The organism is Vogesella amnigena, assembly GCF_042648905.1.
Lineage (GTDB): Bacteria > Pseudomonadota > Gammaproteobacteria > Burkholderiales > Chromobacteriaceae > Vogesella > Vogesella amnigena.
The window spans coordinates 15,098-31,223 of sequence record NZ_JBHRYH010000025.1 but is presented as its reverse complement, the minus strand read 5'-3'; the positions used below and the strand labels follow the sequence as shown (position 1 = coordinate 31,223).

Below are 16,126 nucleotides of genomic sequence, written 5' to 3'. Positions count from 1 at the left end.
CTTATCCGGGCTACCGGGTCATGCCTGCAGCCGCCCCAGCAGCGCCCGCGCCACGCCTTCCGACGAGGCCGGGTTCTGGCCGGTGATCAGCAGGCCGTCTTCCACCACGTATTCGCCCCAATCCGGGCCTTTGCTGTAAACGGCGCCTTTTTCCTTCAGGCTGTCTTCCAGCAGCAGCGGTACTACCGTGATCAGGCCCACCGCCTCCTCCTCGCTGTTGCTGAAGCCGGTAACACGCTTGCCGGCCAGCAGCGGGCTGCCATCGGCAACGCGGGCGCGCAGCAGTACCGCCGGCGCGTGACATACCGCCGCCAGCGGCTTGCCGTCGGCGATGGTGGCGGCAATCAGCGCCAGCGAATAGGCATCATTGCTCAGGTCCCACAACGGGCCGTGGCCGCCGGGGTAGAACACGGCATCGAAATCCCGGGCGTTGATGCCGGCCAGCGGCAGTGTTTGGGTCAGCTTGGCCTGCAAGGCGGCGTCGGCATTGAAACGCTCGGTGGCGGGCGTGCTGAAGGCCGGGTCCGCGCTTTTCGGGTCGATCGGCGGATGCCCGCCCTTGGGCGAGGCCAGAGTGATCTGCACGCCGGCATCGGCCAGCAGGTAGTAGGGGGCGGCGAACTCCTCCACCCAGAAGCCGGTCTTGTGGCCGGTATCGCCCAGCTGGTCGTGGCTGGTCAGTACGAACAGCACGTGCTTCATGGTGTCTCCTCGCGGGTGATTGCCAGGTTGCTTGCGGCCAAGCCCGTGTGGCCGGTATCAGCAGCATAGTGCAGACGGAGCCGGCCTGTGGGGCCGCTGNCCGTAGCCCGGATAAGCCAACGGCGCATCCGGGGATGGGGCCGCGCCCACGCTTTTGGACCCCGGATGCGCCGTTGGCTTATCCGGGCTACCCGTTTCCTTGGCATCCGCCCTACGGGTCAGGGAGGGCCAGGTGGTACAAATAAAATGCCGTTCACTGGCAACAGTGAACGGCATTTACATGGGGCAAGCAGGCAGGCCGCATGCGGCCAACTTTTACACGCTTACTCCGCCAGTGCCGGGTAGTCGGTGTAGCCTGCGGCACCGCCGCCGTAGAAGGTTTCCGGCTGCGGCTGGTTCAGCTCGGCGCCACGGGCGAAGCGCGCCGGCAGGTCCGGGTTGGCGATGAACGGGCGGCCGAAGGCCACCGCGTCGATCAGCCCGGCGCCAATCAGCTGTTCCGCCTTGTCCACGGTGTAGCCGCCAGCGGCCACGATGGGGTGCGGGTAGACGGCGCGCACGGCCTTGCGGAATTCATCCGGCCATTTCGGGCCGCCGGCCCAGTCCGGCTCGGACAGGTGCAGGAAGGCGATGTTGCGCTTGGCGATTTCGCCGATCAGGTACAGCGCCATTTCCTGCTGGTCGGTCTCGGACAGGCCGTTGAACACGCCCAGCGGCGACAGGCGGATACCCACGTGCGCGGCGTCCCATTCGGCAATCACTGCATCCAGCACTTCCAGCACGATGCGGGCGCGGTTCTGCACGCTGCCGCCGTACTGGTCAGTGCGCTGGTTGGCCGCAGGTGACAGGAACTGGTCCAGCAGGTAGCCGTGGGCACCGTGGATTTCTACCAGGTCGAAGCCGGCGCGGCGCGCGTTGTCGGTGGCGCGGCGGTAGTCTTCGATCAGGTCGGCGATCTCGGCGGTTTCCAGCGCACGCGGGGTGGAGGTGGGAGCACGCACCAGCTGGCCGTTTTCGTCACGGATATTGGTGTTGCTGTCGGCCTTGATGGCGGACGGCGCCAGCGGGGCATCGCCGTTCGGCTGCAGGCTGGTGTGCGAGATGCGGCCGGTGTGCCACAGCTGGATGGCGATCTTGCCGCCTTCGGCATGCACCGCGTCGGTTACCTCGCGCCAGGCGCGTACCTGCTCCTCGCTGTAGATGCCAGGCGCGCCGGCATAGCCCTTGGCGGTGGGGGAGATGTGGGTGCCTTCGTTGATGATCAGACCGGCACCGGCGCGCTGGCGGTAGTACTCGGTGGCCAGCGCGGTGGGCTCGTCGCCCGGCTCGGTATTGCGCAGGCGGGTCAGCGGTGCCATCAGCACGCGGTTGTTCAGGGTAATGGCGCCAAGGCGCAGCGGGGTAAGCAGTTTGTCGGCTTGCATGAGTAATCCTCTGCTGGGTAATGATTAGACCGGTCGTCTAGTTTTGTTGCCAAAAAAACCGTCTGCCCTGGCAAACGGTCGCGGTGCTAGGCTGCGTTACATGGCTGCAGCAGGCCCTGGGTATGAATCATTGCCGCCTGCAGCGGTTGCAGGCTGTGCTGGGTCTTGTACATCAACGCCGCACCCAGCCACAGGCTGTACAGTGCATAGGCGGTATCGTCCGGCGGCAGCTGCGGCTTGATCGAGCCATCGGCCTGGCCGGCGCGGATGCATGCGGCCAACCTTTGCACGATGGCCAGCATGCCTTCGTCCAGCGCCACCCGCATCGGCTCGGACAGGTCTGACACCTCCGCCGCCAGCTTCACCGCCAGGCAACTCTGCGCCTCGCAGCGGGCATGGTTGTCCAGCCATTGCTGGAAGTAGGCCAGCAGCCGCTCACGGCCATTGCCCACCTGTTCGTCGGTGAGCAGGCTGCCCACCCGCTCGCGGTAGCCGCTGAAGTAGCGCATCAGCATCGCCACCCCGAAGTCCTCCTTGGACTTGAAGTAGTGATAGAACGAGCCCTTGGGTACGCCGGCCTCCGACAACAGTTCGGTAAGCCCCAGCGCGGTAAAGCTGCGGCCATGAATCAATTCCTCGCCGGTGGCCAGGATGTGTTCGCGGGTGTCGGGTTGCTGCCGGTCTCGTGTCATGCCGGCACTATAGTACGATTAGACCGGTCGGTCTAGTGGGGCGAACAGCGGTTGGCAGAACAGATTTGTTCCTGCCAATTAAAGTCGCAAACAGTTTAATAAAGTCGAAAACAAAACATTAAAGTCGAAAACAACCTCAAAGCCTTGCCAGACAAGGCTTTGAGGTTGTTCGTGATTTTTATGTCATTTGAAATTCGCATGTGATAGCCAGCTGATGGCTGCCGCCCATGACTGAGAGATAGGGATGGCTGGAGTCCGGCCAGTGCCGTTATCCAGGTCCCCAATGAAGAATGGCTGCTTTACAACCGGAAAGCCAGCATCATGCACCTACAAAATTTAGGGCAATCTAGGGGGCGGGTGATCTCTCGTTCGCCCTATCCTATTCTTACTCGCTTGCCTGACGAGACACTTTTCAGTTGGGTGAGCCGGCTTGATGCATTCTGGGGTCTTCCTAGTACCAATCTGACATGTCTGGTTCTTTTTGGGCACTTTGCTCAGGCCATTTGTCATGCTTTTCCCGACCATTTGGCACGTTTTGCAATGCAGGTTGGGGTAGATGGTTCGCCTACTTCATTGTTCACGGAGACGACGCTGCTTAGCTTCTATCGCCCTTTCCTTTCTCGGGGTGCGCTTGAGTCGGCTGAACGTGATCTTTTGCTGGGGTGGGGAAAATCCTTAGCCAAGCGCTTAGGTTGGCTCGCGTATCACAAGTGGATACATCACCCCCTGAAAGCTTGCCCTGACTGTATTGAGGAGGATCACAGGCAAACCGGGTGGAGCTATTGGCATCAGGTGCATCAGTGGCCCGGTGTGTGGGTATGCCCAAAACATGGTGTGCCGCTTCACGTTCTTGAACCATGCAATGCCGATACTCATGAGTTGGTGCTGCCTTTGGCATACATTTCGCATCTGCGGCCTGTCGCTTTGCCTGAGCAGTTGCTTGAGCCTTCAAGAGCTCTAGCCCATTTCATTTCTGGTGTCGTGCATGAGAGGTTTGTAATACAGCCCGAGGTCTTGCTGGCCTTGTACTATCAACAGGCCGCTAGTCATGGCTGGATTAACGATGCTGGTCAAATGCAATGGGTTGATGCCGCCAGTTCGTATATTGCGCATTGCCACCATCTCACCGCTATTCCGGAACGCCATTTCCTCCCCGAGACGATCCAATCGTCTGGCCGTGTCCTTTACCAGGTATTCCGTGATGAAGGCTTGGCCTTACATCCATTACGCCACTTGCTGGTCATGTATTGGTTGTGGGGCGATGTATCGGCATTCTGGAGGGACTATTGCCATTGCTCGCGGATGCCACAGGGACTGGTTCATGCCGCAAAATTTGATCCGCCGGTGATCCCAAAAGAACTACCGCTCCAGAGAGAACTGGAGGCCTTATATGCCGCCGTACAAGGGAATCTTGCGGATATGGCTGAGATATTGGGTATCTCATTACTCCAACTTCGGAAGCAGTTCCGTTTGCACGGCATTCCCATGAGCGCCTCCGTAGCGGTAGAGCCTTCCGAATGGACGTTGTTGCTTGGCTCAGGGTTGGATAAAGGCATGAGTAGTTTGGAATTATCAAAACTACTGAAGTTGCCGCGAACGCAGATTTGTGCCGCCATTCATCGTGATCGAGCGCTGCTGACACGCTGGCAAGATGGCCGTAGGAATCTCCAAGTCGAAAAGGCCAGAAAGCACTTTGCGTCGCTGGATATCTCCTCATGCTTTGAAGCGAAGCCTTTGCCACTGCTGTTGGACCAGAAGCTCTGCTGGTTTCTCATTCGTCAGGATAGGGCCTGGCTGTTGGGACATTTGCAGAGGCGGGTGAGAGTGTGGGCTCAGTTCACGACGCCTGGCGTTGGTTTGTCGGAAGCCGATGTTTCACTCTGTGCACAGATGCTGCTGTATTCGATTCGTAGCCGCTTGTTTCCTGCATTCAAGTTTGTGAATAGTCGGGGCGCTTTTTGTCGCCATATCCCTGGTTTTTCATCACTCGGCAGACGTCTCTGCCACTTCCCATTGTCCCAGTCTTTGCTCGCTAGCCTGACAGCACCAACAGAGGCCTGAGTACTGCCACCCTGGATGGCTTGTTCTGGAATAGCGCTCAAGCTATTATTCTGTTATTCATAAATGTAAAAATTGATTCTTTAAGAATGATTGATGTCGCGATGAAAGCAAGGGCACTGCATGCCGCCTCACTAGTGAAGCTGCATGGCCTGTCTCAAACGCAGATTGCAGAGGCAGTGGGAGCCAGCCAGCCGCAGGTCAGCCGCGTCCTGCAAGGTCAAGGGCTTCGTCGCTCCAGGGTGTATGAAGATGTGTGCCTCTACGTTGAGCGATTCGATCATGGGGTCACAGAACAAGCCGTCCGAGAGTGTGGCGAATTGATCTCCGCTCTTAAGGACACGTGGGACGGTACGGCGGGTCATGCCCGGGCGTTGGCGACGGTGATCCGTTCCTTACGAGTATTGGGGCCAGAACGTGTTATGGGGCCTGAGGTGCAAGGAGTGGAGCAGGACAGATGATTTATGTGCAGCCGCTGCCGGATGAACTCGATCGTGGTTATCTTGGCCGATCAATGCGATGGAACGGTTTTCAGAAGGAAAAAGAATTCGTCGATTACATGGCGTCATGTTTTGGTGTGAAGGGGGTATCGCGCCGTGATGCTCCCTTGGTAATGCTGCTGAGCCGTCTTGCTGAATTACCTATCCCAACATTCGTGAAGCAGCATACAACCTTGCCATTCCGGCGAGGGATTACTTCCTATCTGCCCGGTTTGGAACATGGCAGTGAGCAGGGCCGAAGCATGCTCTGGTCGAGTGGGATGCGGATTGCCCGACCCGGAGCCTACTTCTGTGTGCATTGCGTGTTGTCCGATCTGACAAGCACTGGAGTGACGTACTGGCGACGTATCTGGCAACTCCCTGGCCACTTTGTCTGTCAGCAGCACCGGGAGCCATTGCGCTATGTCACGCATGAAAAGGCCTTTCAGGTGAGTCCGGCAGCATTTCTATTCGAAAGTCTGCAGGTACCGAATGAGTGGATGATGTTTCTGCAGGTGAACCCGGCGATTCAGCGATTCATTGAGATTGCCGATTATTTGATGACACGTCCGCATGCGCTGGACGTGCGGGATGTGTCATGTGTTCTCAAAGCGCAGGCGGACAAGCATGGTCTGCAAACCTATGCTGGCCCAGTCAAGCTGCCGCTGCTTAGCGATCTGGTTACCAGTCAGTTTGACCCGGCTTGGGTGCAAGAAGTGTTTCATGAACTGACCGGCAAGCATCGGGGGGATTGGTTTGACCCGATTGATGGAGTGCTGTGCAAAAAGACCAGTGCCTCGTCGGTCATCGCCTACATGCTTGCTACGGCTGTGCTGTATCCGGATACCAAGTCGGCGATCGAAGCCTTGTCTAGCGCCAAGGCGGTTTCGGTATGGTTGAATCGAGGAAAGAGTAGCAAGATCGTCTTGAATGTGAACCGGCTGCGTGAGCTCTATATCGAAGAGAGGGGGAGCCATGCTGGCGTTGCCCAGCAGTTTCCCTCGACGGCAGCGCAAATTGTCACGTTGCGGCTGAATGAACTGGGGTTGCCTAATCTCAGCCAGCAGATGAGCCGGAACCAAAAGCTATTCGATGGAATGGTGGCTTTTCTGGAGGGAGGAAGTTCGTTGACCGAAGCCGCTGAAAAGTCCGGAGTGACGGTGTCTGCTCTGGAGATCTTGTTGCGTCGTTCAAGTGTAGGATTACTGCAGGCATTACAGGCAATGCCTGTAATGCCTGCAGGGGGGAATGACGACTGGGCAAACTGCCAAGCTGACGGGATTCAGCTGGAGAAAAATTCGCGCCAGAAATCGTCCGTGGGCAAGAGATCCTCGTACCGTGCCATACGTAGGGGATCGTTGCTTCTTAACGCCTCTACTGCATCCTTGACGGGGGCCAGGTAGGTCGAGGCGGCACGCTCAATATCATCGGTGGTCAGTGCATCGCGGCGAGTGTTCTCGAACGCCACTCGATGGGTCGCAATCCAGAGCGCGATGATGAGCCGGGGAACACCGGCAGTGTGTTTATGGATCAATTCCGCGACGTCATCCGAGAGTGGCAATGGTGTCTGCACATACTGGTACTGGAACAGTGTTTTCAGGAATAGCTCGCGATATTCCGGCTCCGAGGGGGTCTCAAAATGTTTTAGGTGATGGAAGCCGGAGGTGGCAAACCGCTGGGCATTACTCAGGCGTTTCGTCAGCGCATTGATACCGTCAGGGGTGCCTGAGAGGATGAGAGGTATTTGCCACGTATTGATTAATGATAACAACCACTTCAGACATTGGTCCTCGATGATTTTCAGCTCCCGCTGTTCGCCGATCCTGGCTTTCTGCTGTCGAGTTTTTTTCGACTCCAAGCTGAAAAAATTCTGCACTTCATCCAGATGTAATACTCCAAGGAAATGAGTAAGTGCGACCTGCCTCCATTCGTTTAGCATGGGAAGTCCGTCTTTGGCCGAGCCGCCATAACGACCCTCGAAGCGTGGCAGGCGTTCGGGTAACCACTGTCGCATCGCCTGATCCCAACTAATCATCAGGTTGGCCGCGAGCTCGACAGCCTTACCGTTAGCGGGTACATCAGCGGTCAGCCAGACCATTTGATGATGTGGTCCCGCTATATTCGGGAAACGTTCGTGAGTAATCACTTGCCTTGGGTAACAATGGAATGCACGCAGAATCGCCTCGGTTTTGCCTGTGCCAGAGTGTCCGATCACGACGGCCGCCTGTGGCGGCGCACGCGGCGTTTTATGTTGAATGCTCTCCCCACTAATCAGTTGCCATGAAAGTGGGGCATTGGGATCTCGGTAACGGTACCCCTGGCGAACGCACAGATCGATAGTCTCCTGTATCCGCAGCCCATCTAGGGATGGAATGTACAAATCCCGAAGCGACATGAGGAGATGTCGTCTAGTGTGCCTAGGGACTGATTCAATATTTTTAGGGGCAGGCGGAAGAAACCCTAATGCCACAGCAGCTGCTTTACGGGAAAGGATAGGTCCCAGATTCTGGGTCAGGCAGTTGTGGCCATAGGGGTCAAATAGCTCAGCCATGATGATCCTCCGAGTAATTGGTGGCCGACATGAGCTGCTGCATCATATGAAAGTGTTCCTCCATGTCTTCAGTACGTTCCTTAACCCCCTTATTCACACGGTCTTCCACGTTGATTGGCTGGTTTTTCTGGGTAAATCGATAACGGTGCTCCAGCATCCGTGCTTCAGAAGCGGAAAGTTCGGGTCCGTCGTATTGGTCCAGAGCCATTTGGGTCGCTGCAATGGCGCGATTCTTGATCGATTGATACTCTTCAAGAGAGCGGAGCGCCTGCATTACGCGAACATGTTCTTGTTCTGCCCGGTTGGTGCGCGCGTAGACAAAGGCGTCCAATACCTCGTCCGAGGTTAGTTCAGCTGAGGCATTTGCCTGATCGGATAGCGTTAATTCGAGCAGCCCATTGTCCCTTGGTGGCGGAGTCCAGATGCGCGACACAGAACCAGGGAAATAACTGCAATCAATATCCCATCCCCCCAAGGTTCGGGCATAGGTAGTCCATTGCTTTTCGTTGATGACCTCGGACTCATAGAGCAGTCCGTTTTGCATGACGCCACTGCGAGTTACCCTGGCCGGTGCCTGAGGTAATAGTGACGAGATTAACTGGTTTTGAGGCAGGGCACGGCGAAAACCAATCCCCATTTCATGACCCCAGTGCCATAGTCCAGCCGGGCTGGGGAACACACCTGTTGCTCGCATATGGGCGTCGAGCCGGTGTTCCCGGTTGGCGGTCAGGTTGTATTCGGTAAAAATGGTATATAAGAGGTGGGTATAGTCCCGAATGGTCAGCACAGCATCCTGCATTTTGACGCGTTTGAGCTCCAGTTCTTTTCTCCGCATGTCGATGGCGCCAGGTACGAAGGAGAACACCTTGTCCTTAATAATTCGATGTGGAACTTCGACGCACCCCTTGAAGTCCGGCCGGTAGGGTGGGGTGTAACTGAAGCAGGGAATCAATTCTGCTCCGGTGATCCGTGCAGCTTGGGACAGGTATTCGCCACGGTCGCACCATATGCTGTAACACATGGTCGGGGCCGGCGAGAGGGACAGCACTGGCTGGTAGCCCCACAGGTCAGCGATCAGGGCAGGGTCAGATGCCGCACAGAACAGTGCGATTTTGGCCATGTGCCAGCTGGGACCCGTCAAGCACACATAAAACCCAACTATGGCCGAGCTCCACACGTCGACGATGATGTAAACAATCGGTCGCCCGATGACCCAAGCTCGGTTGAGCGAGGAGCGCAGATAAACATCACCCACCGTCGAGTCGATGGCCCAGGTATGCCCCGGGCCAGAAATGCCTTGCCAGGATCGACCGGTCATACCTCGCATATTGCGCAGAAAATGCCCTTTGGTGGTCTGAGCCATTAAGCGTTCCAGCCTCGATGTATCAACCTCTAATACACGGCGGATTTGCGCACGATTAGGATAGTCCCCCAGCTTTACGTCGATGGGAACGAGTTCACCATTGACCTGCTTATAGCGTTGGATGAAAGCGCTGCCCAAAATCATCGAGCAACGCTTAGGCATAGCCGGTTTAGGCGAGGGAATTGCCTTATCGGCAGCCATGATCCGATGGCGCCAGTCCGTATTCATCCCTGGTTGTTCCGAAGGGAGATCCTCACCATATGCTCGTGCAATGCGTTGCTTGGTAGTTTTGGCGCCGGCTTTTTTGCGCCCCCCTGGATCGCAAGGTCTGGCAACTCCAGGTGCACCACAGCGATCCTTGCGAGGTCGAAGGCTTGACTCGCTAAAGCCGAGTCGGCATAGGACTGAGAATAACTTTGTCACCGTGGACCGGCTGGCCCCGGTCCGTTCTATTGCCTCTTTGATCAAGCGGCTGACACTCTGATAGGCGAGGATATGTTCTCGGAGTGTGGCAAATGCAAGGAAGTCCTTCATGATCTCGAGTCGTTTTCCATACAACTCGCGATCTTTTTCGGGGGGCGATGACAGATATAGCGATTCCTGTTCGATTTCCAGTGCCTGCAGCATCTTGGTGTTATCCAGTTGGCGCAGGGTTACATGGTCCAACCAGATCAGCGTGCCAATCCGCGGTGGAGGGGCTTTCTTGCGAGGGTGACGTGTCGTCTCAGCTTTGCGGCGCCCTTGGCGATTAGGGGGCCTCTCATCTGGTGGATCAAGTCGGACAACGCAGGTTTTACCGAGCCGTTTCTCGTCCAGAATGACTCGGTAGGTCCCTGCATCTTTGCCATCAATGATTCGGATGACTTGGTTGTGCATCAGGTCCATGCCGTCCTCCTCATCACGATGGGGTTTTGTGCGAGGAAGGCGGGCTGGTCCAGGCATTTGAGTAGAAGGTGAGGGCGCCAGCCGCGGGTGAGATCGATCGGGAGATAGCCCAGACATACGGCTTGCCACAGTGCTCTTTGGGAAAGCTCCATCTCTCCTGTGACATTGGATAGGTATCGTAGGATGGATGTGAGTGATTGTTCCGGCAGGGTTTGAACAGTGTTGGCTACCAGTGTGATGACATTTTCTGGAGCGGGAATGTCCAGAGCCCAAGGCGCTATTCTCCGTAGAGCCAAACCGACGCGTTTGTCGTACTGGTTCGGCGTAATCAGGAGCCACTGAACATTCCGTACCTGCCAGTAGGCCTGTTCAATCTCTAGCAGTTGTATTTTCCGGGGGCTTTTGAGCTCCTCCGCTGTCTTGTAAGCGATGGCCAGCAGCTCCAGCCGACCGTTGGGCTGTTGCAAAACGAGGACTAGGTCGGTCGACATGACCCAAGGGGCAGCTTCGCCATTCCCAGTTGTCTTTGGGTGTTTGTGACCTAACTGGTCGGCGATATCTTGTGTGCCAGGAAAACCCTGTGAAATCGAGCCTGGGTAGTAGTCGCACATTTCATGGTGCGCCGTCTTGAGTGACAGCGGAAACTGCTCGCGTAGATCGTGAATTCCCGGCTGCATGGTGACAAACAGGGTCATGATTAGCTCACCATCACTGAGCAGTTCACGTTGCCGGCCTCGCCAGTTGAGCAGATGCGAGCGCCCCAGGCTGGCAGGATCTCCTCGACTAACACGGTGCCAGGGAATGTATTCGGCATAGATGCCGGTGCCTCGTCCCTCCTTACGGAACCGTTCTAGAACCGTGGGAGTAAAACGCTTGGTGGTGCGCATGTTGCTATCCTCCGTTTCGCCTGGGCGAGGTGGGGCCTCGCTGGCGATGCAGCGATCAAAAAAAGGGAAACGGGGGATTGACGATGCGCGGACGCGCTCGTAGACTAAGTTTGCAATGTACTTAAGTCGGGTCACCCCCGGCTGGAAAAACGCACGGTTTGCAGACCGTGCGTTTTTTTTTGGGGCATCAGATTTACATCATTTAGATACTTTCAGGGTCAAGGTCATACGCATACAGGCCAATCGTTTTTTGACTTAGCTTGACTACAGCGTCAAACCTATCAATCCACCTGGTAGCATGTCATGTGTCGATAGCGATTGATAATCATATGGCATATTAGTTTTTTCTCTTCTGCAATGAAAAAATTATGAAGGAATGTTCATTTGCCAAGTGATTTTCCTTGTTTGCCATCAGCGAGGGGCGCATTCATCCGCTGCGCGGCCATCCATCTCGCCACATCCCTCGATAGTGCAAAATATCCGCTACGTCCTTCTACTTGGAATATGGCGATTGGTACCGTGCGACGGCTAATCGACTGACGCCACGCTGCAGGGGAGGAGTAACCCAATACCTTCCACAGCACCCGGCTGGGCAGCATGGGCCCATGGCGATCGATCAGATTACTTTCCAGTTCGGCTGTCAGGTCACTCAGCAAGGACATGGGTTACTGCCTGTTACGTTAATTAGCTCTTAGCCTATCCCAGTCACTATCACTTGGCGATCCCATAAAATCACTCGAATTGTTACTGTACTTTTTGATATATTTTTACTTATATATCAATAGGTTGTTTGTCTTTGGTTGAGTTGTTAATTCACCGTAATGTGGGGCAGACGATGATTCTACTTGTGTCAAAAAATCAAAATCGCGATCCCGTTGATGTCATGCGTGTTCGCTACTGGTATCAGGGCATCATGACGACCCTTGACTGCCAGAACCCGTACCAAGTGGAGAAGCTCTTGGAGCCCGAGCGGTTTAAGCGTAAGCATCAGCGCACGGAGTACCCCAACAAATGGGGGAGCTATGTTGCTGGAGAGCACACCCCGCAAATACGGCATGTTCGCAAGGTGGAGATAAAGGTGCCAGGATCCGCCCGTGAACTGAACCATCCTCTGTGGGCGATTCTCAAAATGAAGATGGAAGGCAAAGAGGTATCTTCCATCGAGTGGATGGGCCGACTAGATCCAACAGTTCAGACCTGTGTACTGCAACCTCAACACGATTGCTTCGGTGCACCCCGGATGCTGGCCCCATTCAGTTCTCGACAGGGGCAGAAGTTATTGCGGCGCGGCGATCTCGATGCGCTGGCTGCATTGGTGTTGTATTGGGGCGAGGCTGATCATCAGGAAGATAGTGAGGCCTTGGAAGAGTTGGGGAGGATGATCTATAAGTTGTTGCTGATTGTTGGACTGGAGTTTTACAGGCGCAACTTGAGCGCCGAATTGCTGGTGCTGTTCAAGGCTTCTATCCTGGATGCAACTCCTTGGGTGGACGGTTATTTTGCCGTGGACGCGCAAACCTTTGAGATAAGTATTCTACTTTTGCATCATTTATCCTATCCCGCCGATTATCCCGGCAAAACACCTCAATGGCGTAAACAGGTAGGACGCATGCTGTTATTTCTTTCCGGCAGGTTCGGCGATGACATCAAGTTTGCCATGCGCCCATTTTGTCAGCCTGCTTGGGAGGCAGGACCACCTACCCGTGACGATTGGGCTTGGTGGGAACAAAGTCGTCGCTTTTGGGCATGGGGATGGCATTGCCTCCTTAATAGAACTGAGGGGAAATTTCCTCCTTACGAGGATTGCGTGCTGGGAATATGCACCCATTCTCTTCGGAACCGACCTCTACGCAGGCGGCTTGGGCAATATCAGATGTTGACCTTGCCGGATGAGTGTGTGATTGAAAAATACGGTGAATGGCTTGGTGTTGCGGCTGGTAAAGTCCCCAAGAGACGTACATAGCACGCCTGCTGGTGCAGACTGATAATGTTTTCAGTTTGGAAACCCTGCGGCAGCCAAAAGTGAATCGCCACTCCTCCCCAATATCCTTAACTATCCATGAGCGATTTCCATGTCAGTTGCCGATAGCTGTTAGATGGAAGCGCGATGGCGGCTTGCTGGGCATTGTTGGCAATGGCAACGTCCGACCATTGCAAGCCATTACTGGCTACTTAGGGTCGGCTATTCAGGTTGTCGCAACGCTGTGGGAGCTGCCTGTCGCTCAACTTCTGCACGTCGGCCTTAACAGACATCTCTCACCACCGCAGCAACACCGGCTCCTGTTCCCAAAGCGGACTGCTAAGATTTCAGAGCTTGTGCCAGTAATATGCGCCAGGGAAATGTGGGAGGGGAGCTACGACGAACTAGGCTGCAAGCGATAGATCCACTACAGTATTCTATTCGTATGTTATCAGGGTGAAGTGCAAGTATGGACACGGTACTCTCGCAGCTTTCCTTTTCCCTCAACACGGCCAAAACGGTTGATCAGCTGATTCGCCCGCTGCTGGAAATGCTCGGCCAGATCACGGGCATGGAGTCCACCTATCTCACCAGCATCGAACTGGGGAATGGTGTGCAGCATGTTCGCTATGCGCGTAACACCGGCACTATGAAGATCGGGGAAGGACTCTCCGTGCCGTGGGAAGATACTCTGTGCAAACGTTCGCTGGACATGGGACTGATGGCGACCAATCAGGTCAGTACGCTATGGGGCGAATCCACCGCAGCGCGCGAGCTGGGCATCCGTAGCTATCTGAGTGCACCAGTGCGTAATGCCGAGGGCGGGCTGATGGGCACCTTATGCGCAGCGAGCGCCAACCAGATCAGTGTGCCGCCGGAAACCGAAACCTTGCTGCAGCTATTCGCCAATATCGTGGCCAACTTCATTGAGCGAGAAACACTGGTGCAGAGTCTGCAGGCGGCCAACTCGCAGCTGGCCTCGTTTGCGCTGACCGATACCTTGACCGGCTTGCCCAATCGCCGCGCACTATTTGATGAACTGGAGCGTTTGCTGGCGCAGGCCGTGCGAACCAGCTGTAGCATCCTGGTGGGGGTAATCGATCTGGATGGTTTCAAGCAAATCAATGACCAGCATGGCCACCAGGCTGGTGATGAATTTCTGCAGGCGGTGTCCACCCGGCTGCAAACTGTTCTTCGGGCAAGCGACATGCTGGGACGCATGGGAGGCGACGAATTCGTGGTGATTGGGCCTGGCCCAGATTGGATCAACACGGGCCTGCCCGGTACGCTGATTACCGATGGCGAGCCTGCGGCTGCAGCCCGAGTCCTGCAGCAGCGACTCTCCGATGCCACGATAGGCAATTACCTGTTGGGGAATCAGACTCTTCCCTACTACGGTGCTAGTGTAGGCGTGGTAGCGCTGGCTCCGTTCGGATTGCATAGTGCAGCGGCAATAAAGCTGGCAGACAGCGAAATGTATGTGGTGAAGCAAGCCAGAAAACAGCACAGCTAATTTATATGGCTATCAGGGTCAGCGGCCGTGAGTCGGCCAAAGCAGACGGTCACAGACATTGTGACTACGTCCGCTTCAGACTTCAAACGGCTGTTCAAAAGAAAAAAGACCGGCGTTGCTTCTCGTGCGTAGACTGAGTACCAAATATTTGCGCGATTAAAGAAGACTCCGCTCTTTAGCCTGTTGCTACAGCCGGTTTACCATCACATCGCTTTAACTGTGAGTCAGCGCGGGCTGCGGCTTACTCGATCGGTCGACCGGCTGTTTCGCGCACCATCGCCCAGCCAATCAGCGACAGCAGCCCGCAGCCGATGACATACAGCGCCGGTGCATTCGGGTTGTCAGTCAGGCGGATCAGTCCGGTGGCGATGAACTGTGCGAAGCCGCCGAACAGCAGCACCCCGATACAGTAAACCAGTGACATGCCGGTAGCGCGTACCCGCCGCGGGAACAACTCGGGCAGGATGACGACCGTAGGCACAGTGTGTAGCACTTGTATCAGCGCCAGGCCGGCAGTGACTGTCAGTAGGGTTGGTAGTGTGGGATGGGCATTCAACAGCACGAATGCCGGATAAATGATCGCCAGCAGGGCCAGGCGGGGCCACAGGATGGACGGTTTGCGCCCGATGCGATCGGAAAGTATGCCTGCCAGTGGTGCCATCAGCATCGATACCACCGCGCCGGTCAGCCCGGCCCACATTGCCAGCTTGAGCGGCATGCCCAGCACCGTGGCGGCATAGTTGGTCAGGTAGTTGAGGATGATGTAATTAGCGGCGGTGCCGCCAATCACCAGCAGGACGCCGGCTACCAGCTGGCGGCGATACGGCCCGAAGACTTCCGCTACGCTACCCAGTCCTTCGGATGCATTGGAGGTATCGGCGGTTTCGTGCAGATGCCGCCGGATGTACAGGCCGGCCGGTACCACCAGCATGCCCAGTACAAACGGAATCCGCCAGCCCCAGCTTTCCAGCGCCTCGGTTGACAGGAAGTTCGTCAGCGCCAGCCCGCACACCGAGCCCAGCAGAATGCTCAGCGACTGGCTGAATAGCTGCCAGCTGCCGTAGTAGCCGCGGGAGTTGTCGTCGGCATATTCGAGCAGCAGCGATGTCGAGGCGCCAAGTTCGCCGCCAATGGCGAAGCCTTGCAGCAGCCGGCCGACCACAATCAGCACCGGTGCCGCCAGCCCGATCTGTGCATAGCTCGGGGTCACCACGAAAATAGCGGAGCCAAGCGCCATCAGCCAGAGCGTCAGCATGAGCGCCGGTTTGCGCCCGGCACGGTCGGCATAGGCGCCGATAACGATACCGCCCAAAGGGCGTGCAGCGAAGCCGACGCCGAATGTCGCCAGAGACAGCATCAGCTGGCCAAAGGCGGAGTCAACCGGGAAGTACAGCCGGCCGATCAGGGTGGCAAAAAAGGTGTAGACGGTGAAGTCGAAGAACTCCAGGCCATTACCCAGGGTAATGGCGGCGATGGAGCGCACGCTGGCGCGCTTTTTGCCCGGGCGGTCGAGTGTGCGTCCGACGGCTTGAGCCGGCGTAGTGAGGCTGGTAGACATGATGGTAAGTTTCTCTTGGTTGACTTGGGGTCACTGCATTCAGGTGCTTCGTAA

12 protein-coding genes and 1 pseudogene are annotated in these 16,126 nt (G+C 56.2%); 5 read left to right on the top strand and 8 right to left on the bottom strand.

The window, feature by feature from the left end:
- Nucleotides 1-18: 18 nt before the first annotated feature.
- From ACFOKJ_RS12335 to ACFOKJ_RS12325, 3 genes are all read right to left on the bottom strand, one after another.
- The gene (locus tag ACFOKJ_RS12335) at nucleotides 19-702 is read right to left on the bottom strand and encodes a type 1 glutamine amidotransferase domain-containing protein (RefSeq protein ID WP_390280016.1); all 684 of its coding nucleotides are present in this window, start codon (nucleotides 700-702) and stop codon (nucleotides 19-21) included.
- Nucleotides 703-1,025: 323 nt separating this feature from the next.
- The gene (gene nemA / locus ACFOKJ_RS12330) at nucleotides 1,026-2,126 is read right to left on the bottom strand and encodes an N-ethylmaleimide reductase (protein WP_390280015.1); all 1,101 of its coding nucleotides are present in this window, start codon (nucleotides 2,124-2,126) and stop codon (nucleotides 1,026-1,028) included.
- Nucleotides 2,127-2,212: 86 nt separating this feature from the next.
- Nucleotides 2,213-2,818, bottom strand: coding sequence for a TetR/AcrR family transcriptional regulator (locus ACFOKJ_RS12325; RefSeq protein ID WP_390280012.1), 606 nt, complete (start codon nucleotides 2,816-2,818; stop codon nucleotides 2,213-2,215).
- A gap of 321 nt (nucleotides 2,819-3,139) precedes the next feature.
- Between ACFOKJ_RS12325 and ACFOKJ_RS12320 the strand changes: the two genes are divergently transcribed.
- The 3 genes and pseudogenes from ACFOKJ_RS12320 to ACFOKJ_RS12310 all read left to right on the top strand — a co-directional run.
- Entirely contained in the window at nucleotides 3,140-4,879 is a 1,740-nt protein-coding gene (locus tag ACFOKJ_RS12320) for a TniQ family protein (protein WP_390280010.1), read from the top strand.
- A gap of 20 nt (nucleotides 4,880-4,899) precedes the next feature.
- Complete coding sequence (locus tag ACFOKJ_RS12315; RefSeq protein WP_390280008.1) at nucleotides 4,900-5,337, top strand: hypothetical protein; 438 nt, start codon at nucleotides 4,900-4,902, stop codon at nucleotides 5,335-5,337.
- A pseudogene (locus tag ACFOKJ_RS12310) lies at nucleotides 5,334-5,762 on the top strand (TniQ family protein); the annotation flags it as partial. The gene ACFOKJ_RS12315 and the pseudogene ACFOKJ_RS12310, both read left to right, overlap by 4 nt.
- Nucleotides 5,763-6,637: 875 nt before the next feature.
- Here ACFOKJ_RS12310 and ACFOKJ_RS12305 read toward each other — a convergent pair.
- From ACFOKJ_RS12305 to ACFOKJ_RS12290, 4 genes are all read right to left on the bottom strand, one after another.
- Nucleotides 6,638-7,906, bottom strand: a complete 1,269-nt coding sequence (locus ACFOKJ_RS12305) for an AAA family ATPase (RefSeq protein WP_390280006.1) — start codon at nucleotides 7,904-7,906, stop codon at nucleotides 6,638-6,640.
- A complete protein-coding gene (locus ACFOKJ_RS12300) occupies nucleotides 7,899-10,154 on the bottom strand; it encodes a hypothetical protein (RefSeq protein ID WP_390280004.1) in 2,256 nt (751 codons plus the stop codon). The genes ACFOKJ_RS12305 and ACFOKJ_RS12300 overlap by 8 nt, the downstream gene beginning before the upstream one ends.
- Nucleotides 10,145-11,041 carry a TnsA endonuclease N-terminal domain-containing protein gene (locus ACFOKJ_RS12295; protein WP_390280002.1) on the bottom strand — a complete coding sequence of 299 codons (897 nt, stop codon included), beginning with the start codon at nucleotides 11,039-11,041 and terminating at the stop codon, nucleotides 10,145-10,147. The genes ACFOKJ_RS12300 and ACFOKJ_RS12295 overlap by 10 nt, the downstream gene beginning before the upstream one ends.
- A gap of 380 nt (nucleotides 11,042-11,421) precedes the next feature.
- Nucleotides 11,422-11,703 carry a hypothetical protein gene (locus ACFOKJ_RS12290; RefSeq protein ID WP_390280000.1) on the bottom strand — a complete coding sequence of 94 codons (282 nt, stop codon included), beginning with the start codon at nucleotides 11,701-11,703 and terminating at the stop codon, nucleotides 11,422-11,424.
- Nucleotides 11,704-11,876: 173 nt separating this feature from the next.
- Here ACFOKJ_RS12290 and ACFOKJ_RS12285 point away from each other — a divergent pair, with 173 nt between their 5' ends.
- Entirely contained in the window at nucleotides 11,877-13,004 is a 1,128-nt protein-coding gene (locus ACFOKJ_RS12285; RefSeq protein WP_390279998.1) for a hypothetical protein, read from the top strand.
- A 466-nt stretch (nucleotides 13,005-13,470) separates the two neighbouring features.
- Complete coding sequence (locus ACFOKJ_RS12280; protein WP_390279996.1) at nucleotides 13,471-14,514, top strand: GGDEF domain-containing protein; 1,044 nt, start codon at nucleotides 13,471-13,473, stop codon at nucleotides 14,512-14,514.
- A gap of 241 nt (nucleotides 14,515-14,755) precedes the next feature.
- On the opposite strand, the gene ACFOKJ_RS12275 is transcribed toward ACFOKJ_RS12280, so the two are convergent.
- Nucleotides 14,756-16,072 carry an MFS transporter gene (locus ACFOKJ_RS12275; RefSeq protein ID WP_189372343.1) on the bottom strand — a complete coding sequence of 439 codons (1,317 nt, stop codon included), beginning with the start codon at nucleotides 16,070-16,072 and terminating at the stop codon, nucleotides 14,756-14,758.
- Between the last annotated feature and the right edge of the window lie 54 nt (nucleotides 16,073-16,126).